The organism is Chryseobacterium sp. DT-167 (assembly GCF_058310155.1).
Window position 1 is genome coordinate 515,677 of record NZ_JBZEEQ010000001.1, and the last position, 19,070, is coordinate 534,746.

Sequence of the window (19,070 nt, forward strand, 5' to 3'; positions counted from 1 at the left end):
GTGAAATCTTAGTCGTTATTTTGACAAAATCGAATTTTGGTGAAGTGCATCACTTATCAATAAATATTATATTTCTGAGTTTTCGGTCTAGTACCCATAACTGAATAAATAGCGAAATATTTGGTGCAAGATTTACAGAGAATTTCTACGATTGCACAAACAATAATCCTGTTTAGGGACCTTGACGAGCATATCTTCAAACACTTTTATAGATGATCTGGTTCGATTAAGTCAAATGAAAAAAGAATTACAAAACTCATTTTTACGAAATAAGTTCTTTTAATTATGTTTAACGCAAATTAATTTTAGAAAATTAATAAGAATCAGTATAGTAATGATAAGTACATAACTGGCTGCGCTTGTCCTACCCCTAAATGAATAAAAATCGACATTTATAGGAAGAATAAAAAGGAAGAAGTCAAGTAAATTTATATCTGCAACCAATATACTCAATAACTGTTTTTTTTTTAGCCATTTTAACTACACCTGATTTTTGTAGTTCTTCAAGAATTGCATTAGTACAATCTTGTGCTATAATAAATCAAAATCAATTGCCAACAATATGCTTAAAATCATATTTAACAATACTATTAAATCTTGATAAAAAACTAGAAGGATCTAACCTAATCATAATCTGCAGAATTACCAATGTATATAATCAAAGCCACAAAACTTTGACCCGCACATAAAAAATGGACAATTTAACTTTCTCTACCTCCTAATAATTCTTCAATGATCAACTGCCTAATATTTATTGATTTCTTATGATGTTGCTACAACAGCAAAGCTGACATGGCAAAAATATACTATAATTTATGAAATGTTTGTTGATATGATCATTGTCATAAGATTAGTTTGCTCTGGTTAATAAATTTGAATTACCAAAACAAATCTAGTATATGAAAACAATAAATTCGTCAGCTCCTAGCGGGCTTCCTAAACTAGGTAGCAAAAAGATAGTTCAGCCAATGTGTCTGTTTGAAATATGCTCTCTCTTAAACATAGCCGCTAATGCTGATCAGCAAGCTGGCAACCACAAAGCGTTAGTATAACTAGTTTAACGTCAGACCAAATTGCGACAAGTCCTTTATATTAACAACGATGTCAACTTTGACTGGTAGTTTTATAAACCAATAAAATAGATTTACGTTGTGTGACTTTCTAGTGTCTACAAATTAATATATAATATGAGATCTCTTTCTTTAATTTCACTCTGTTGTTTGTTGCAGTAATGCTCAGATTTTAGATGCTATCCAACTCAATCAAATTGGACAAAATGAATTTGATAACTTAGATGATCTTATTTCTAAGCATAAGTTTACGCGTGTAAAAGATATTGAAGATGAAAATCAAAAAGTTTACACAAATGACAGTGGCTATTTGGATCAATTAATAGTAGTTACTGTATTTAGAAAATCCTAAGGGTTGTTCTAATGTTTTGAGTATTGTTGACAAATCTGCGGCAAATGTCTATCATTTAAAAAATGATCTTCCACAAGAAGGTTTATGTATTTAGGTAAGAAAAAGATGTCAGAAGAATTAATAGTTTCTCAGTTTAGTAAAGGAAAAGTATAGGTTCTAATCTTTGATACCATAACAGCAACTGGCGCTTATCAGATATTATTTATGTGTAGATAATTAAAATACTTTTAATAGATATAAAACTTAAAGTTATGGAATTATTGGCTTGGATCTTTGTCGGAACTGTCGTCGGAATATTAGCTAAATTGATTTTAAGGGACTTTTCAAAAGTCTCTTGGATGTTAACCATTATACTCAGTATTACCGGAGCCGTAGTTGCTGGACTCCTATCAGCAACAATTAGATTAACGACTGCTGGCGCCTGTGAAATTGGCTCTGTTGGTACTATGATCTCGGGATCAGTAAGTGTACTTCTAGTTCATCAGATATTTGAAAAGTACTGACGTTAGCAGTTCAGTAAATCCACACTTTATTGAAATTACACTCATTTTTATCATTTACAACTGTAATAAAATATATTATTCTTATGGAGCCACAAAAATTTAGTTATGATAACTCTATCGTGAAAGCATTTTTATATGCTACCGTTGTATTTTCACTCTTCGGATTTGTCTTTGGATTGACGGCCGCATTATTGTTGTTCTATCCTGAACTTCCGGAATATTTATTCGGAACAGACGATTCTACGATTAAATCCTTTTCTGCACAAAATATTCAGGGGTTGATGAATACTCAAGGAGCTTTTGGATTTGGCCGGATCAGAATGCTGCATACGACGAGTGTTATTTTTGCCTTTGTCTGCAATAATGTATTTGTAGGAGTGTATTATTCCCTACAAAGATTACTGAAGACCAGAATGTACAGTGATATTCTTTCCTGGCTTCATTTCTGGTCTTGGCAATTAATGATCGTAGCGACATACATCACTTTCTTCATCGGGATTAATACTTCAAAAGAGTATGCAGAGCACGAATGGCCGATTGATATTTTGATTGGATTTTCATGGATTGTTTTTGGACTCAATATGTTTCTGACGATTGCTCAACGCAGAGTGAGACATTTGTACGTTGCCATCTGGTTTTATGTTGGAACATGGATTGCCTTTGTCATGCTTCATATTTTTAACAATCTTGAAGTTCCGTTAAGTTTTTCAGGCTGGAAGTCTTATTCAATGTATGCAGGAGTAAAAGATGCGGTAGTGCAATGGTGGTATGGGCATAATGCTGTTGCATTTATTCTGACAACACCAGTACTCGGATTAATGTATTATTTTTTGCCAAAGGCAGCAGACCGTCCTGTATTTTCTTATAAACTTTCCATCATTCATTTCTGGTCCTTAATATTTGTTTATATCTGGGCGGGTCCACATCATTTACAATATACTTCGATACCGGCATGGGCTCAGGCGGTTGGTACTGGATTTTCGATTATGCTAATCGCACCTTCCTGGGGCGGTATGCTGAATGGTCTCTTAACTCTGCGTGGTTCATGGGATAAAGTAAGAGTAAATCCTATTTTAAAATTTTTCGTAGTTGCTGTAACATGTTATGGAATGGCAACATTTGAAGGACCTCTTTTGGCTACCAAAAACATCAATAAAATAGGACATTTTACAGATTGGGTCATTGGTCACGTTCATGTTGGTGCATTAGGATGGAATGGTTTTATGGCCTTCGGAGTTATCTATTATTTGATTCCGATCTTGTGGCGTACTCAGCTTTGGTCTGTAAAATTGGCGAACTGGCATTTTTGGCTCGGTACATTAGGAATTATTTTTTATGTAATTCCTATGTATATTTCTGGTTTTACACAAGGACTGATGTGGAAACAGTTTAATCCGGATGGGACATTACTTTGGAAAAACTGGTTGGATACTGTAACCGCAGTCATTCCTTATTTTGAATTGAGATTTGTAGGTGGATTATTTTATTTTACCGGAGGGATATTAATGGTAATTAATTTGGTTGCGACCGTAAGAAAAGGTTCTTTCCAGAAAAATGTACCAGCAGAAGCATTTCCGTTAGCAGAAATAAGCAATCAACGTAAAGAAGGGGAAGGAGCTCATCTGTGGCTTGAGCGTATGCCTGTGCTAATGGGTGCTTTGTCCTTCTTCGCAATTTCAATCGGAAGTATGACTGAGATCCTTCCAACCCTATCCATGGATAAATCGGTACCGATCATTTCTGCAGTCAAACCTTACTCACCATTAGAACTGGAAGGTAGGGATCTTTATATACGTGAAGGATGCAATGCCTGTCATACGCAAATGGTGAGACCTTTCAGAGATGAGATTACCCGATTCAATGGCAAAAACGGACAGTATTCAAAAGCTGGCGAATTTATTTATGACAGACCATTTCTTTGGGGATCTAAAAGGACAGGGCCCGATCTGCATAGAGAAGGTGGCAGAAATCCGAGTTCATGGCATTACAAACATATGTATAATCCAAGATCTACATCTGCAGGCTCTATCATGCCGAGATATCCTTGGTTGATCTCTAATAATTTAGACCGGTCTAAAATGGTCAGTAAGATCCAACTGATGAAAGATGCATTTGATGTTCCTTACACAAAAGCCCAGATTGACTCAGCCGACCGCTGGGCTGACCACCAGGCAGCAAAAATAGTGAAGGATATTTTTATCGAAGCTCAGGATTTAAGAACCGCTTATTCTACAAGACCGGCAGGTGAATTGGAGAAAAAAGAAATTATTGCTTTAATCGCATATCTCCAAAGATTGGGAACCGACATCAGAACCAATGAAATTAAAACCGCTTCAACCAACTAAATATGATGCAGATGAAAAATACTTTTATTACAATTTTTTTGCCAGAAACGGAACATCATGGGATGTTTGGAGTTTTATCTACCATCAGTGTTATGATGCTGATTTTAGCCATTATACTTTACATTTTTACAAGAAAGCATCAACGTGAAGAAGTTCGGGCACCTTTGGAAGACGATGGAACCGTTGAATCTCAATCAAATAGAAAGGGCTTAGAGCATTTGGATAGAGAAAGAGAATCTAAAAAAAATAATTAAAATGAAAAACAGGATGATTTATACGGTGCTTACGGTCATACTCATATTTGTCGGTTGCGCACAGAAAAGAATAGAAGCGTGAAGATTTAAAGATGAGTATAACAAAAATTATTTACAAAATAAAATCGGGAATTCTGCAGAACCCAATTCCAAATAGGCCAATATGATTAACGGTTCTTCCACCGTTTCGAGAAAAGTGAGGAATCACCGACGAATTATAAGAAAAATAATAAATCCAACACGACAAGGTAACATATTACAACAAGTTACAAAAATAGAATGCTGTTTATGAGTTATTTAAATTCAGAAAATAAATGATGCATTATTGAGTGTTCAAAAGCATATCTATCTTAAAAAATTCAGCTAAAATATACACAATTTAACTTTTTTTAGATAATGACGAATTTAATGCGTAATTATTGAGAACCAGTTTTAAAATAAAATATACATAATCCTGTTGAGAGATTAATCCATCGGTTAACTCATTTTGGATGTAGTAGGATTGTAAATCTTTAATTAATTGCTCATAAATAATAAATTCGTCACCGATAACACGAATTCTATTGTTTCCATCTATTTTCTTAATGAGTTGATCATCTAAGGTTCGCACTTTTATAAAGACTTCAATTAATTTAGCATTGAGATGCATGCGTCCTGTATATCTCTCAATGATGTTTATTTTAAAAGATTCAAACAATATATTATTAAATATTAGCTTTGAAGAAGGATCTTGAATGCGGAATTCGAGTTTGTAATTCATGTTTTTGATAGTGCTATTCTTACTTATAATTTTAAGGGGTTAAAATTATAAAAGATTAATTTTTAAGAGTATGTTCTAGACCATACTTCCTGACATAAAATAATATGGAGTTAAAAATATACTAAATCATCATCATAATCTTGAATATTTTTTCAATCAGGTGATCATGGTCATAATGAACTATAAATATAAATGGTACTTTACAGTATTCTATAATGACCTATGATCTTAAAGATTATTTGAATAAATAATCTTTAAGATCATCAATCAAATAAATGGCTAATTATGATTATTGATGAAAAGCTGCTTATAGCTTCTAAAGCTGAATTAATCAATCTTACGAAAGACGAAGGCCTGTTTTTAGTAGGCGATGTTCCGGAAAACTATTTTCAGGTTAAAAGTGGATGTTTAAAAGTCGTAAACAATAAAGAGGGAAATCGTCAATTTATTCATGATTTTTCTCATGCAGGAGATTCGGTAGGGGAAACATTTTTATTTACTGACAAACCTTATAACATTAATGCAATAGCACTTAATGAATGCAGTGTTTACGTATTGCCCAGGGAAACATTCCATGAATTTCTAATATCTTATCCAGACATACAATCCAGACTCATTCAACACATTTCTGATAGTGCAAATTATCGTATGATGCTGATCACTCAGATAGCATATAGTGAACCCCGTGGAAAGATTATTGCAGTAATTGATCATTTTAAAAAATTAACAAAGCAGTCAACAAAATACTATGAGGTTCCATTTACAAGACAGCAGTTGGCTTCGTTGACAGGTCTGCGTGTTGAGACTGTTATACGCACGGTAAAAACAATGGAATCTGAAAAAATAGTTAAAATTATTGATGGAAAAATTTTCATGTAATTAATAATAGCATACAAATTAAACAAAACGTCTTGTCAATTAATAATGGATGTAATAATAGGGACATCTTTCCTGAATTTAAACTATGTGAAAGTATGGGAGTACCTTTTAAGCCAAAAGCACTGTTTTAATTAAATATACTGCTATAGCTATGAATATTACGACCAATTATTACTCAGCTGCGTATCCTTGCTGGTATATGCTGAGGTGTTTTGATATATTGATACTATAGCAAATAATCAATTTTTTAGCTCATAAGTCTGTTAGTAATCACCAGAGTTGCTTCTTTTTCTAATGTAAAATTGAGTAGATCATTTTTTATGACTAATGTCATAAAACAGAATGTTATTATTAAGGATCTTTGTTAATACACCTATAAAAATTATCAAAAATCAATTATTATGAAAAAGACAGAAAATCAAAATGGAAATTCTACAGGTAAAATCAAAGCAAAATCTACCGCAGCGGAAGGGTTGAAAGAGTTATTCATAGATGAATTAAAAGACATTATTTATGCAGAAAGAGCATTGTTGAAATCTTTACCAAAAATGGCTAGAAATGCAACTGAGTCCAAACTTGTATCTGCGATTGAAGAACATGTAAAAGTTACAGAAGGACAGGTGAAGAGATTAGATCAGATCTTTGAAATTCTTGGGGAATCAAACCGTGGTAAGAAATGCGATGCCATGGAAGGCCTTATTAAAGAAGGAGAAAGTATTATGGAAGAAACAGAGGCAGGTCCTGTAAGAGATGCTGGGATTATTTCCGCTTCACAGAAGATCGAACATTATGAGATTGCATCATATGGAACATTGGCTGCTTTTGCAAAAACCCTTGGAGAAGACGAAATTGCCTCACTGCTTGAAGCAACTCTTGCAGAGGAAAAAGAAGCGGACGCATTGCTTACGGACTCAGCGTATAATTCTATCAATTTTGATGCTGCTGAGGAGGAGAATGATTAAATAACCTTTCATCAAGCTGCGCTATGCAGCTTGATGTTTTTTAAATCCCTATAATAGATGAGCAAGCAATATATTTTTAAAGTTATCCCTCTCGTTACGGCTTTTGTATTTTCATCAGTAGCAGCGCAGAGAGGATTACCGCCCAAGGAAATAATCAAAATTACCCATTCTACCAACTATCCTGAGCATCTTGATTTTCTACCGGAAATGGTCAATCTTTTGAAAGTTCCGGAAGGTTGGACAGTATCCCTAGCTGCGTCCGGTTTAGGGAAACCAAGAATGCTTTATCTTACTCCGAAAGGAAATCTGTACATCACGAGACGTGATACAGGGGACGTATTGCTTTTGAAGGATCTCAATAATGACGGTAAATTTGAGGAAGTAAAAACCGTAGCTGCAGAATTCAAAGGAGTTCACGGAATTACGATGAAAGATGGATTGATGTATTTGTGTAACAATAATGAGCTGCGCAGATATAAAGTAAATCCTGACGGTACACTTTCCGAAAAAGAAATGCTGTTTAATGATATGCCGAGCGCAGGTCAGCACCCGAACAGAACGATGGATTTCGGACCAGACGGAAAACTCTACATATCCATCGGAACGCTCTGCAACGATTGTAAAGAATCAGACCGAGAGGCTGCAGCCATGATACAGGTGGATCCAGCAACAGGGAAAAGAATGATTTTCGCATCAGGACTTCGGAATACTATAGGTTTTGACTGGCATCCGCAGACAAAGGAACTTTGGGGAATGGATAACGGAGGAGATGCAAAAGGCGATGATTGGCCGCCTGAAGAATTGAACAATATCAAAGAAGGTAAAAATTACGGTTATCCTTTAGCCTATGCTAAAAAAGAAGTCGATAAAACCCGTGAAGATCCTGCAGGAAACAGCAAAGAAAAATGGGTCGAAACAACTGAACCTTCTACCACTGAATATCAGGCTCATATGGCGCCTATCGGATTTCAGTTTTTCCCGGCAGGATCTCCTTACAATGGGGACGCGTTGGTTAGCTGGCACGGATCGTGGAACAGAAGCAAACCTGTAGGATTTAAAGTGCAGCGAATCAAATTTTCTAATGGACAGCCGGGAAGTGCAGAAGATTTTCTAACTGGTTTTCTTAAAGGTAAAACGAGATTCGGAAGACCTGCAGGAATAGCGATCTCAAAATCCGGTACAGTATATATATCTGATGATGCCAACGGTGTTCTTTACAGTATTAAGCAAAAATAAAAACTATGAAAAAATTAGTATTTTGTATATTAATGGTAGGATGTGCGTCAGCCATTCCTGATCAGCCCACAGTAAGAATCGAGTTTAACGCACTCGAAACATATCCGGAGGGAATTGCTTATGACAGGATTTCAAATGTGTACTTTGTTTCTTCAGCAAGACTTGGCAGTGTTGGAAAGGTTACTCCAGCTGGTGTTTATAGTTTGCTGATCAATGATCTTTCATTTAAATCAACTTACGGAATGAAGGTACATCCGGATGGTAAACGTTTGTTTGTCTGCGTAAGCGATGCAAATTACAGCAAATTTACTTCTCCAGATACGAGAAAAAAAATGGCAAGACTGATTGGCATTGATATGGCAACAGGAAAGAAAACTGACGATATTGATCTATCAAAATTAGTCCCCGGAAATCATTTTACGAATGATCTTACCTTTGACGATCAAAAAAATGTGTATGTGACTGACAGTTTTTCCAATGTGATTTATAAAGTGACTCCAGACGGTCATGCATCGGTTTTTGCAGACAGTGCGATGTTTAAAACGGAAGGCATAGGACTCAACGGAATCGTTTATCATCCTTCCGGTTATTTGCTCACGGTGAGCAGTGGAACAGGAGCAATTTATAAAATTGACTTAAGAAATCCAAAAAATATCAGCAAGGTCGCTAGCGAGCAGTTTTTCATGAACGGGGACGGACTTTTACTGACGGGAAGTCAAAAACTTGTGGTAGTGCAAAATGGTGGAAGTGATAAAATATACGAACTTACTTCAGAAGATAATTTCGCTTCAGCAAAATTGTCAGCATCCACTCTCGTAGCAGACCGATTTACTTATCCTTCTACTGCAACGATGGCCAATGATAAAGTCTGGATTATGAATGCTAAATTTTCGGAACTTTCAGACAGTACTCATGTTCCCTCCAAAAGATTTGAAATCCAACAGGCGCGACTAATGCCTTTGCCAAAATAAGTATCTGATCGTTTTTTTTGCAGACAATTATCAAAACAACAATATCAAAACTTTAAATATCAAAACAATTAAAATTTATTATGAAAAAATCAATTGTAATGCTTTTAGCAATCGCTACAGCAGTAGCATGTAACAAAAAAGAAACTACGACTGCTGACCATGCAGGAGACCACAGTGAAATGTCTGCTCCAGCTGATTCAGGAATGACCATGAGTGGTGATTCTGTTGCCACCTCTGGTAATACCTCAGAAGCTGCTTCACTAAGTGATCAGGATAAAAAATTTGCTGATGCTGCAGCGAAAGGTGGTATGATGGAAGTAATGACAGGAGAACTTGCAGCAAAAAATGCTACCCATGCTACCGTAAAAGCTTTAGGACAAATGATGTTAAAAGACCACAGTAAAGCAAATGAAGAGTTAAAACAGTGGGCGGCAACGAATGCCTACACTTTGCCGGCAAGCTTGGATGCTGATCAACAGAAGAAATATGATGAGCTGAAGGCAAAAAAAGGTGCTGATTTCGATCGTGCTTACACAGATCAGATGGTAACTGATCACAAGAAAACTATTGCTGATTTTAAAAAAGAGTCTGCGAAGGGATCTGAAACTTCTTTGAAATCATTTGCAGATAAAAAAATTCCTGCACTGGAACATCACTTAATGGAATCTGAAAAGGCAAAAAATGCCGTGAAATAAGCTTCTAGCTTATTTGACAATTTTTAACACCAGTTAAAAATATTATGGATCCTAAAAAAACAGTAGCAACTTTAAATGATTTGTTTAACATTACTAACGACAGAATAAAAGGTTTCAGCAAAGTTGAAGATAAAGTATGCGATCAACATTCCTACTTAAGAAATGATTACGAAGAGATGGTTAGAGAATCTCAAACCATGAGATCTGATCTGATTGGTTTGATAACTGAAAGGGGTGGAACAGCAGATGATACTTCAACTACTGCCGGGGCATTACACAGAACATGGATTGATCTGAAAAATTCATTCAACGGAGATAACACTGAAGCTACTTTGGAAAACGTTGTGTTTGGTGAGAAAGCCGCAATCGACAGCTATCAAAAAGCTTTAGACGGCGGTGATCTTTGCTCAGAAAGCACATTTCTTATAGCAAATCAACTGGAGCAACTGAAATCTTCTTATAATAAATTTAACAGTTTAGAAAGAAATTCAGACTAATTTTATATTGTAAATGAGTACTCCTGTCTACGAAAGTTACAGGAGTTTTTTGTTTTAAATTCAAAAGATTTGATTTAAAATGATCTTAAAACCGATCAACTGTTCTGCATGCATCATCGGGAATCGTTTTCTCTTGGTTATGAATTTTTTTAATAAGACAATAATTATCGACGATACCCATGCTACTGAGGCATTCTGAATCTGTGAAAGGGAGCTGTAAAGTTTTCCTTGTAAAACTTATTAAAACTTTAGCCAATGAAAATGAGCTTTATGACTATCATAATAGACTATAGATGCACAACCGTTTATATTTGATATGATTACTCATGCATAAACAGATAACCATTTCTATCTAAGGTAATTTTATATTTCCTATTAATTATATACGAATAACAAACCATAAAAATACGACAATGATAAAACTTAAGATTTTTGTTACCGCTGCATTACTGTTGATCACTGGTGTTTCTTGCAAATGTGATCCGGATGATAATGACGATCCTCAATCTAAAGAAGTAAAACTAGATCGGGACAGTTTGACTTTAAAATAATTGTTAAAATGCTTTATCGCGAAAGTTTAATTTCGTCGAATCCAATTCCTTAGTTTTAAGTAATTCACCATTAACAAAAAAGAAATGAAAATTAGACAACTAGACAGGAAAAAAACCAGGTTGCCATACAGTACTGCAGTCTTGGTCTTAGGAATATCATCCATTGCTCTCTGTTGCTGCTATGGTATTCCAGGAATTGCTACCGGAATTATCGCCTTGATTCTATATAAAAAAGATTATGCGACGTATATTAAAAATACAGATCAGTATGATAATTTCGACAGTCTCAAGACGGGAAGAGTACTCAGTATCATTGGGATAACCATGAGCGCTATCTATATTGTTTATTTAATCGTTGTACTTAATATGTATGGGATGGAAGCAATTTCCAATCCCAAGATTTTTTTTAATGAGATGAAGTAGTTGAAAATACCGCTTAACAACTTTAAAAATAACCCAGAAAACATCAATAAAATGGAATTTAACAAAGAATTATTAAATGAGATCAGCGAAATTTTAATGAATGGAAATGAGACAGTCTCCATTGCTGAAAGCGTGACAGCTGGGCTGATGCAGGTAGCATTTTCTGAAATGACCAACTCCAAATTATTCTATAAAGGAGGTATTACCGTTCATAGTCCTGAAAAGATAGTCAAACTGCTCAAAGTAGACTTTGCAGAAATTAAAAACTGTAATAACGTCTCTACGTTCATTGCCGAGACCATGGGCCGCCATGCCTATAAGCTTTTTGAAACTGACTGGTGTATTGCTGTTTCCGGGTACTGTATTCCGGAGAGGCAATCTGCCTATGAGACTTTCGCCTATTATTCTATTTTCCATAAAGACAAAATTGTTTTTTCACAAAAATTGGAGGCATTGGGTGGTTCAGATTCTTTACGGATTAAATTATATTATACGGAAGAGATTTTAGAAAAATTTCTCATCCAGGTAAAATCGTATCGTCATTTCAAAAATGAGGCAAATATTTAAATATTTCATAGTGATAATTTTTTGTACAAAATTATTGTCAATTATATTTCGAAGTAAAACGCGAAAAAAAATCGTGAATTGTACCATAGTCTGATAAAGCTTATATTGATAGACACTTTTATGAACACGGTAATTATTTATCGTGAGCCAATAGAAATCGATTGGCTCGGTTGCATGATACTAAGTGTTGTGCTTTTAATTAAAATTGAAGCTTAAACGGGCCTTCAAAATACGTATCATAACTATCGAGCAGAGTACCATTTTCATCATATACCCCAATGCTGATATTTTGTTTAGATAACTTCATTTGATTTTCAGGAAAACTGATGTTGATCGACCCCTTTGTAATTTGATCCCTCTGAACAATAATTCTGCTTGAAGCACTGTACGTGATGTCACCGTTTTTCGGTTCTATAATCTTAATGGTAACCGTTTTTTTATTGTTTGATTTATTTAAAAAAGTGTAATTGTAGGTATTTGTGATTTTGCTATCTCTGATAAAAAATGTACTTCCTGCAGGCTTAATAAATTTAACCTCCATTTCACCCCGATTATAGAGCATAAAGCCTAATAAGAACTGTAAACCAATGAGAATAACTAGAAAACTCGCCATTCTGGTGGTGAATTTGGTTGGTTTTTGGGTTTCGATCTCTGTTTCAGTAGCATATCTTACCAGGCCTCGGGGTAATCCCACTTTATCCATTACTTCATCACAAGCATCGATACATGCCGTACAATTCACACATTCCAATTGCTGGCCGTCTCGAATGTCAATGCCGGTCGGGCATACCACTACACACTGGTAACAATCGATACAATCGCCCTTTCCTGCAGCTTTTCGATCTTCCCCTTTGCGCCATTTTGAACGGTTTTCACCTCTGTTAAAGTCATAAAATACATTGATGGTTTCTTTGTCGATGAGTACTCCCTGAAGTCTTCCGTACGGACATACCAATGTGCAAACCTGTTCTCTGAACCATGCAAATACAAAGTAAAATGCTGCACTAAGCAGAATCATCGCAATGAAATTGGTGGGATGAGCAAATGGCCCTTCTGAGACTATTCTGATGACCTCTTTGTATCCCACAATGTACATAAACATAAAGTGTGTGAAGATCAATGACAGGACTGCATATATTGTCCACTTTAACCCTCTTTTCCAAATCTTTTCCATGTCCCACTCCTGACGGTCAAGCTTCATTTGTCTGTTGCGATCACCTTCAATGGCATATTCAATTTTTCTGAATACATTTTCAAGAAAAATAGTTTGTGGACAAATCCAACCACAAAAAATTCTTCCGAACGCAATGGTAAAAATGATGATACAAATCAACGATATGATGGCTCCCAACGTCAAAAGGTAGAAATCCTGAGGATAAAACGGTAATCCTATAATAAAGAATTGTCGGTTAATCAGATCAAATTGTAAAAATGGATTTCCATTGATGGTAATAAATGGAACAGCAAAATAAAATGTTAATAAAGTATACGCAACCATATTTCTGTAGTTGGTATACCTCCCTTTAGGTTTTTTAGGAAATACCCATTTTCTTTTTCCAGATTGTTCCATTGTACCTATCGAATCACGGTACGTTTCTGGGTCCAGAACTTGCCCCTGTCCCCCACGAAGTTCTGTTTCTTCTAATTCTGACATGTGAATGAATATTTAATTGATGCTTAAAGTACTACAATTGCTGTTTTCAAGTTTAACTATATTTTCTTTTTCCATTTTCTTGATGGTTCTGATAACAGTTCAATTCTCAGGCCAGTAATTGATGTCAGTTGTTTTCTCGTTAGATAGACTTCAAATAAATATTTGTCCTGATTATTACTGTAACTTTTGAAGTAATTAAGGGCGCCTATGATTCGAATATCAGTTTGTAGTGACAAATTGCTTTGCATCATCATATACTATTAAAATAATCTTTTAGAGAGGAATTGGTTAATATCTATAGAAACATCCATATTTTCAGCAAGCAACTGGAAGAAGTTGTTTCTACGGATTTTTACAATTTTACAGGTAAAAGTGCTTCGGCATTTCCAGGATATTTTTCATCGATAAAAGCAGTAATTCACAAACGTTTTGTCCCGGCATCAGTATACTTTGTATAATGTCTTTCCCATTTTCATCAAAATGGTTCAGTATTGCACTAAATCTTTAGATTGATGTAGTATCCCAGGCGTTTGAAAATGCCAAGTGTAAAAAGAAGTCGGAGTTTGTAAGTGGGCAATAAAATTTAATCAAGTTGACCACTGTAACTATCTGGTTTCTGTTTTTATCAAAAAGAAAATATTTATCGTAGGCGTAGGATTTTGTGGGATCACTATTCCGCGGATATGCGTAATCATTGCCAATCTCCATTTCGGGAGCATAGAGGAGAGTTGATGGTTATTTGTTGATACTCATATAGTGCTGTTGATCTTCCCAAATCTTCTTCAAAGAATTTTGTATGGTTATCATGGCTTTTCATCTATGTGCTTCCGCTGCATATTTGAAAATAGGCTCGTATCGCCATTGTTTACTTATATTTCTTTCGAGCGTGATAATTAGTTGATCTGACTGATAGTGTAAAAGAAATGCTGACAAAAAGTAAATAATAAAGAAATGTATGGTACTTCATTTAAATAATTAATTATTTAGTATTAATCTTTTAAAGTTTTAATATAAAATTTTTCGATTCTTAATTTGGAGGATTTTTTCCCGTTCCATCTTTTTAATGGTTCTAATGGTCGTTTCAATGCATAAGCCTGTAAGTGATGCTAATTGTTGTCTGGTCAGAGGAACTTCGAATGAAAATGGTGACTGATCGTCATGCTCATCTTTCATCATTTGCATGATCTCTTTTAATCTTTCTGACGCATTGTGACAGGATATTTTTCTCATCAGTACGAATTTTTTGTACAGTTGTTCTGACAAAGATTTATATACATCAATATACAGGTGGGGCTGTTGTTCTAGGAGCTTAAAAAAGCTTTCCTTATGTATTTTTGTGATCACACATTTTGAGATCGCTACAGCATTTACCGGATAGACTTTATGAATGAAAAGCATGGATGTTCCAAAAGATTCATCAGGTCTCAAAATAGTTTGAATAAATTCTTTACCGTCAGGATGATAGTTGTTGAGTTTTACTTCGCCCGTTGATACTTGATAGTAAAAATGAGGCATTCCGCTCTCTCTGAATATATAATCGCCGGCATTGTAATGTTCTTCTATGGCTCCGTTGGAGTACAGTAGATTTTTTTTAATAGACATAGTTTGTTTATTTTATGATTGGTAAATGAGATTCCGAACCTAGTGCTATCAAAGAATCATTAGATTACTAAATAAATCGTAAATTGCTGTATGCTATCGGGTATGGTTGATAACAATCCATTGAGATTAGTGCAAAATACATGAAGAATGGATTAATGTGCTGTCACTTTATTGATATTTATGAGACGACCTTCTTTTGAGACTGACTTGTTTATTTCCTGTTGAAGTGGAGCCGATAGTAACCGTAATCAGATTAACAAATGTATGCGGAATTTAATAGTTATCACTATGATTTGAATCATACGTCGTTTTAATTGTTCTTTTTGGTGGCTAAATCATCACAATTGTTTTAATTATATTCAGTTATTAAATGTCTACTGCGCAGAATTTTACAATAAATTAACGGACTCTGATTCATTCCAATCTTACTTTTAACTCCTATCAATAAAGGATGTGATCATTGTCATAAAGTAGGACTTTCTCATGTTGTAAGTTTGAAATAATCAAACGTATTTTTATGAAATTAACATTAGCAATCATCCTGTTGGTATTGATGGGCTGTATAAAATCCGAGACGCAATACCAGAACAATAACAATTCTAAAGAAACGGTCAACGACCGAAAATCCGACACCATCAAAATTGTGCCCGAAATGTCAGACACGATTACCAGGCGCTCGTCAGACAATTTACAGCTAAATGATCAGGATTAATAACAAACATTAGTTATAGCTCATGAAAAAGGATCCAAAAGGCAGACTGGTTCTTATAAACTGCAATGAGTTGATGGATCATACAACAGAATCTGTAGACCTCTTGTCTTTTTTAACAGATAAAAAGAGTAGCCGTATAGAAATTATCACATCAGACTGTAATACCTATGTTCATTTTCAGAAATTTTATAAACATGCACTTTTTCAATTGGGTTTTACCAATTTGGACAGCATTCATTTAAACAATGACAATCTTTCCAACAATGAACTGCTTGGAAGATTAAGTGCAGCACATGTGGTATTATTTGTGGAAATCAGACCTCTATTTACTTGTATAATATACTCAGATTTTGAATGTTCTGCACGAAAAATATAGGAACGAAGATGGTTTTACCATAGCAGGCATATGGGTGCTCTGTGTATTCCGGGAAAAATGATATCAAATAATCCTCATGAAAATACTCCACTGATATGCCTTGAGCTGCAGCAAGGTTTAGGATTTTTGAAAAACTGTATTGTAGACACATTGTATTCTCAAAAAACCAGCTATAACAAACTCGCTTATACCGTTGTAAAACATCATGATTAACTAGGGTTGGTTTAGGAAGCGGGACGGTACTCATTGTACAGAATGGTTTTCTTGGAGTATGTAAAGGAGATGGGACGGTCATGCTCGTGAATGCCAAGGATCCGAAACGTTTACTAAGATATTTTAGAAATCCAAATCGATCTTTATATGTCAACAATTTAAAAGGTCTGGTAATGATTGATGGTCCTATAGTCAACCTTCGCGACGGTGGACTGTATGAAAAGTAATAAATACAATTCCGGTTGACTAAAATAGAGACTCCAAATGAAATTGTAGTTAATCAAAGAAAGCGAAATGCAGTAGCAATTCTGATGAAATGAAAAAAAACTATGCTTTCATTGCTCAAGGATTTTTAAACATTTGCAGCATTATTAACATCACTGTCTTAAAGCTACCTCTGCGGCTAGCTTAGAACCGTGAGAGGAGGGAAATGTATGGTAAAACCCTTTGTCAAATTGGCTTACCAACTTTAACTTTCTTTATTAGTGAACAGCAATTGCGTTCTGATCATTATTTCAAACGAATTGAGACTGCCCCGATGAATCAATAAGCATTGAATTTATAATGACGTAAAAACAGTTGACGAATGAAAGCTTAAATATTTAATGACAATTTGAAATAATATAGATCAAGAAACAACCTATAACTAAACAGTATGGAAACAAATCACAAAAGAAAAACAATCCAAATATCTGGATTATTATTTTATTATCTTTAATACCGCTTACAATTGTTGCGTATTTTATTTACAAATGATCTTTCCGCATTTGTTTCAGTCAATGCCAACAGGGGAAGTTCAGCCAGTACGTCCTGATCAATAACTTAGATGATCAACTCATTTGAACAAAGAGAGCAAACAAACGTTTGCTCTCTTTCTCAATATAAACTCAAATAATAATAAGAAAACACAATCTTAAATTAAACCTAATTTTCAAAAATCAGTCTTCCGTTTCTAGGATCAGAAAAACAGATCAAGATAGAATCATTTGAACGCCGTATCGGCACTTGAACTACCTCAGCAATTCCATCATCATGTAGATTTAGATGATTAAATTACTTCCACTTCCGATCTCGCTCATCTTATATTCAATATGAAATTCATCAAAATCTCCTCTTACAAAATCCTCTTTCTTAAATTCAACAGTTGCTATAGTATAATCTTTTTAATTATTCATCAGAAACACAGTCCCAGCAGGAGGTCTTCCTCTCCTTTTTATCAATTATAAAAATAATTATTAAATTCTCAACTTGATATGACTATCCTCATAGTAATACAATTTACTGTATTGTAGCTTTATCTGTCATACTGGCGAACAGTAATCACACAAATATTATGACTATGACTACAAAACAAAATCTCAACTTAACACTAAAGATTTGGAGACAGAAAAATAATCGTACACAAGGTTCTTTTGAGATCTACGAAATTTCTGACGTATCAACCGAATCTTCTTTTCTTGAAATGCTCGATAAGTTGAATGCCAATCTTATTGATCAAAATTTAGAGCCGGTAGCTTTCGACCATGACTGCAGGGAAGGCATTTGCGGAATGTGCTCCTTGTATATTAATGGGAGAGCTCATGGACCGGATACGGGAATTGCAACATGCCAGCTTCATATGAGAATGTTTCATGATGGGCAGACCATCGTAATAGAACCCTTTCGGAGTAGAGCTTTTCCGGTAATTAAGGATCTGATCATCGATCGAAGCTCATTTGATAGAATCATGGCTGCGGGAGGTTTTATTTCAGTCAACACTTCCGGTAATACATTGGATGCAAACTCAATATTAGTGGACAAGGAGGATGCAGATAAAGCAATGGATGCTGCGGCATGCATTAGCTGTGGAGCTTGTGTTGCGTGTTGCCCGAATGGTGCGGCCATGCTTTTTGTAGGAGCCAAAGTTTCTCATCTTGCATTATTACCGCAAGGGCGAGTAGAGGCAAAAAGACGTGTTCTCAATATGGTCAAAGCAATGGATGACGAAGGGTTTGGCAACTGTTCGGTAATAGGAGCGTGCGAGATTGAGTGCCCAAAACATATTTCTCTAGAAAATATCGCCAGAATGAATCGTGAATATATGTCCGCTTGGTTGGATAAATAGATTCATCAATATTGGCTCTAATGTATAGAGGAGTGGAGTAGGTATTTGCGTTCGTAAATATATTATATATCATTCAGATACGGAATTTTACTAAAGAAGAAGGTAGCTATTTACTGCCCTTCTTCTGGGTTGTGTTGTATGAATCTTGCTTATTGTAGCTTTCAGTCAATTGACAGATACACATTTCAGTTATTGGTCCTGTTTTTTTATTATTTATGGTATTTCCTTATGACTATCGTCATAAGAAATTATTTAACCATTTTACTAAAATTGTTCACACTTAATCACAGTTATATATGAAATATTTATTATGCTTCAGCCATTTATCATGGAATTTTGTTTAT

18 protein-coding genes are annotated in these 19,070 nt (G+C 35.0%); 15 read left to right on the plus strand and 3 right to left on the minus strand.

Annotated elements, in window-relative coordinates:
- Window positions 1–2,008 precede the first annotated feature (2,008 nt).
- Both ccoO and AC4FQ5_RS02300 read left to right on the plus strand, forming a co-directional pair.
- Window positions 2,009–4,270: a cytochrome-c oxidase, cbb3-type subunit II gene (gene ccoO / locus AC4FQ5_RS02295; RefSeq protein WP_491140879.1), complete on the plus strand. Its 2,262-nt coding sequence runs from the start codon at window positions 2,009–2,011 to the stop codon at window positions 4,268–4,270.
- An 11-nt stretch (window positions 4,271–4,281) separates the two neighbouring features.
- The gene (locus AC4FQ5_RS02300) at window positions 4,282–4,524 is read left to right on the plus strand and encodes a hypothetical protein (protein WP_491140880.1); all 243 of its coding nucleotides are present in this window, start codon (window positions 4,282–4,284) and stop codon (window positions 4,522–4,524) included.
- A 379-nt stretch (window positions 4,525–4,903) separates the two neighbouring features.
- Here the strand turns inward: AC4FQ5_RS02300 and AC4FQ5_RS02305 are convergent, their stop codons facing one another.
- Window positions 4,904–5,284 (minus strand): prevent-host-death protein, encoded by a 381-nt coding sequence (locus tag AC4FQ5_RS02305; protein WP_491140881.1) that lies wholly within the window; start codon window positions 5,282–5,284, stop codon window positions 4,904–4,906.
- 285 nt (window positions 5,285–5,569) lie between these two features.
- Between AC4FQ5_RS02305 and AC4FQ5_RS02310 the strand changes: the two genes are divergently transcribed.
- The 9 genes from AC4FQ5_RS02310 to AC4FQ5_RS02350 all read left to right on the plus strand — a co-directional run bounded on the left by AC4FQ5_RS02310 (window position 5,570) and on the right by AC4FQ5_RS02350 (window position 12,065).
- Window positions 5,570–6,163, plus strand: coding sequence for a Crp/Fnr family transcriptional regulator (locus AC4FQ5_RS02310; RefSeq protein WP_491140882.1), 594 nt, complete (start codon window positions 5,570–5,572; stop codon window positions 6,161–6,163).
- A gap of 401 nt (window positions 6,164–6,564) precedes the next feature.
- On the plus strand, window positions 6,565–7,125 hold the full coding sequence (locus AC4FQ5_RS02315; protein ID WP_491140883.1) for a YciE/YciF ferroxidase family protein: 561 nt from the start codon (window positions 6,565–6,567) through the stop codon (window positions 7,123–7,125).
- Between the two features lie 57 nt (window positions 7,126–7,182).
- Window positions 7,183–8,361 carry a PQQ-dependent sugar dehydrogenase gene (locus tag AC4FQ5_RS02320; RefSeq protein ID WP_491140884.1) on the plus strand — a complete coding sequence of 393 codons (1,179 nt, stop codon included), beginning with the start codon at window positions 7,183–7,185 and terminating at the stop codon, window positions 8,359–8,361.
- A 5-nt stretch (window positions 8,362–8,366) separates the two neighbouring features.
- Window positions 8,367–9,332, plus strand: coding sequence for a gluconolaconase (locus tag AC4FQ5_RS02325; RefSeq protein ID WP_491140885.1), 966 nt, complete (start codon window positions 8,367–8,369; stop codon window positions 9,330–9,332).
- A gap of 80 nt (window positions 9,333–9,412) precedes the next feature.
- A complete protein-coding gene (locus AC4FQ5_RS02330; protein WP_491140886.1) occupies window positions 9,413–10,027 on the plus strand; it encodes a DUF4142 domain-containing protein in 615 nt (204 codons plus the stop codon).
- 44 nt (window positions 10,028–10,071) lie between these two features.
- Window positions 10,072–10,524, plus strand: coding sequence for a PA2169 family four-helix-bundle protein (locus tag AC4FQ5_RS02335; RefSeq protein WP_491140887.1), 453 nt, complete (start codon window positions 10,072–10,074; stop codon window positions 10,522–10,524).
- Window positions 10,525–10,937: 413 nt separating this feature from the next.
- Window positions 10,938–11,075 carry a hypothetical protein gene (locus tag AC4FQ5_RS02340; protein WP_491140888.1) on the plus strand — a complete coding sequence of 46 codons (138 nt, stop codon included), beginning with the start codon at window positions 10,938–10,940 and terminating at the stop codon, window positions 11,073–11,075.
- Between the two features lie 84 nt (window positions 11,076–11,159).
- A complete protein-coding gene (locus AC4FQ5_RS02345; protein ID WP_491140889.1) occupies window positions 11,160–11,498 on the plus strand; it encodes a CCC motif membrane protein in 339 nt (112 codons plus the stop codon).
- Window positions 11,499–11,549: 51 nt separating this feature from the next.
- Window positions 11,550–12,065, plus strand: coding sequence for a CinA family protein (locus AC4FQ5_RS02350; protein ID WP_491140890.1), 516 nt, complete (start codon window positions 11,550–11,552; stop codon window positions 12,063–12,065).
- Window positions 12,066–12,264: 199 nt separating this feature from the next.
- Here the strand turns inward: AC4FQ5_RS02350 and ccoG are convergent, their stop codons facing one another.
- Together ccoG and AC4FQ5_RS02360 are read right to left on the minus strand one after the other, a co-directional pair.
- Window positions 12,265–13,719, minus strand: coding sequence for a cytochrome c oxidase accessory protein CcoG (gene ccoG / locus AC4FQ5_RS02355; RefSeq protein ID WP_491140891.1), 1,455 nt, complete (start codon window positions 13,717–13,719; stop codon window positions 12,265–12,267).
- 1,005 nt (window positions 13,720–14,724) lie between these two features.
- Window positions 14,725–15,321, minus strand: coding sequence for a Crp/Fnr family transcriptional regulator (locus AC4FQ5_RS02360; protein WP_491140892.1), 597 nt, complete (start codon window positions 15,319–15,321; stop codon window positions 14,725–14,727).
- 517 nt (window positions 15,322–15,838) lie between these two features.
- Here AC4FQ5_RS02360 and AC4FQ5_RS02365 point away from each other — a divergent pair.
- From AC4FQ5_RS02365 to AC4FQ5_RS02380, 4 genes are all read left to right on the plus strand, one after another.
- Window positions 15,839–16,033, plus strand: a complete 195-nt coding sequence (locus tag AC4FQ5_RS02365) for a hypothetical protein (RefSeq protein ID WP_491140893.1) — start codon at window positions 15,839–15,841, stop codon at window positions 16,031–16,033.
- A gap of 22 nt (window positions 16,034–16,055) precedes the next feature.
- Complete coding sequence (locus AC4FQ5_RS02370) at window positions 16,056–16,409, plus strand: hypothetical protein (RefSeq protein ID WP_491140894.1); 354 nt, start codon at window positions 16,056–16,058, stop codon at window positions 16,407–16,409.
- A gap of 57 nt (window positions 16,410–16,466) precedes the next feature.
- The gene (locus tag AC4FQ5_RS02375; RefSeq protein WP_491140895.1) at window positions 16,467–16,622 is read left to right on the plus strand and encodes a hypothetical protein; all 156 of its coding nucleotides are present in this window, start codon (window positions 16,467–16,469) and stop codon (window positions 16,620–16,622) included.
- A 1,339-nt stretch (window positions 16,623–17,961) separates the two neighbouring features.
- The gene (locus tag AC4FQ5_RS02380) at window positions 17,962–18,726 is read left to right on the plus strand and encodes a succinate dehydrogenase/fumarate reductase iron-sulfur subunit (RefSeq protein ID WP_491140896.1); all 765 of its coding nucleotides are present in this window, start codon (window positions 17,962–17,964) and stop codon (window positions 18,724–18,726) included.
- Window positions 18,727–19,070: the final 344 nt, after the last annotated feature.

Coding starts and splice junctions, on each gene's coding strand:
- AC4FQ5_RS02315 (WP_491140883.1), top strand. CDS start 6,565: ATGAAAAAGACAGAAAATCAAAATGGAAATTCTACAGGTAAAATCAAA.
- AC4FQ5_RS02300 (WP_491140880.1), top strand. CDS start 4,282: ATGAAAAATACTTTTATTACAATTTTTTTGCCAGAAACGGAACATCAT.
- AC4FQ5_RS02340 (WP_491140888.1), top strand. CDS start 10,938: ATGATAAAACTTAAGATTTTTGTTACCGCTGCATTACTGTTGATCACT.
- AC4FQ5_RS02350 (WP_491140890.1), top strand. CDS start 11,550: ATGGAATTTAACAAAGAATTATTAAATGAGATCAGCGAAATTTTAATG.
- AC4FQ5_RS02305 (WP_491140881.1), bottom strand. CDS start 5,284: ATGAATTACAAACTCGAATTCCGCATTCAAGATCCTTCTTCAAAGCTA.
- ccoG (WP_491140891.1), bottom strand. CDS start 13,719: ATGTCAGAATTAGAAGAAACAGAACTTCGTGGGGGACAGGGGCAAGTT.
- AC4FQ5_RS02375 (WP_491140895.1), top strand. CDS start 16,467: ATGATATCAAATAATCCTCATGAAAATACTCCACTGATATGCCTTGAG.
- AC4FQ5_RS02325 (WP_491140885.1), top strand. CDS start 8,367: ATGAAAAAATTAGTATTTTGTATATTAATGGTAGGATGTGCGTCAGCC.
- AC4FQ5_RS02320 (WP_491140884.1), top strand. CDS start 7,183: ATGAGCAAGCAATATATTTTTAAAGTTATCCCTCTCGTTACGGCTTTT.
- AC4FQ5_RS02370 (WP_491140894.1), top strand. CDS start 16,056: ATGAAAAAGGATCCAAAAGGCAGACTGGTTCTTATAAACTGCAATGAG.
- AC4FQ5_RS02330 (WP_491140886.1), top strand. CDS start 9,413: ATGAAAAAATCAATTGTAATGCTTTTAGCAATCGCTACAGCAGTAGCA.
- AC4FQ5_RS02380 (WP_491140896.1), top strand. CDS start 17,962: ATGACTACAAAACAAAATCTCAACTTAACACTAAAGATTTGGAGACAG.
- ccoO (WP_491140879.1), top strand. CDS start 2,009: ATGGAGCCACAAAAATTTAGTTATGATAACTCTATCGTGAAAGCATTT.
- AC4FQ5_RS02345 (WP_491140889.1), top strand. CDS start 11,160: ATGAAAATTAGACAACTAGACAGGAAAAAAACCAGGTTGCCATACAGT.
- AC4FQ5_RS02365 (WP_491140893.1), top strand. CDS start 15,839: ATGAAATTAACATTAGCAATCATCCTGTTGGTATTGATGGGCTGTATA.
- AC4FQ5_RS02335 (WP_491140887.1), top strand. CDS start 10,072: ATGGATCCTAAAAAAACAGTAGCAACTTTAAATGATTTGTTTAACATT.
- AC4FQ5_RS02310 (WP_491140882.1), top strand. CDS start 5,570: ATGATTATTGATGAAAAGCTGCTTATAGCTTCTAAAGCTGAATTAATC.
- AC4FQ5_RS02360 (WP_491140892.1), bottom strand. CDS start 15,321: ATGTCTATTAAAAAAAATCTACTGTACTCCAACGGAGCCATAGAAGAA.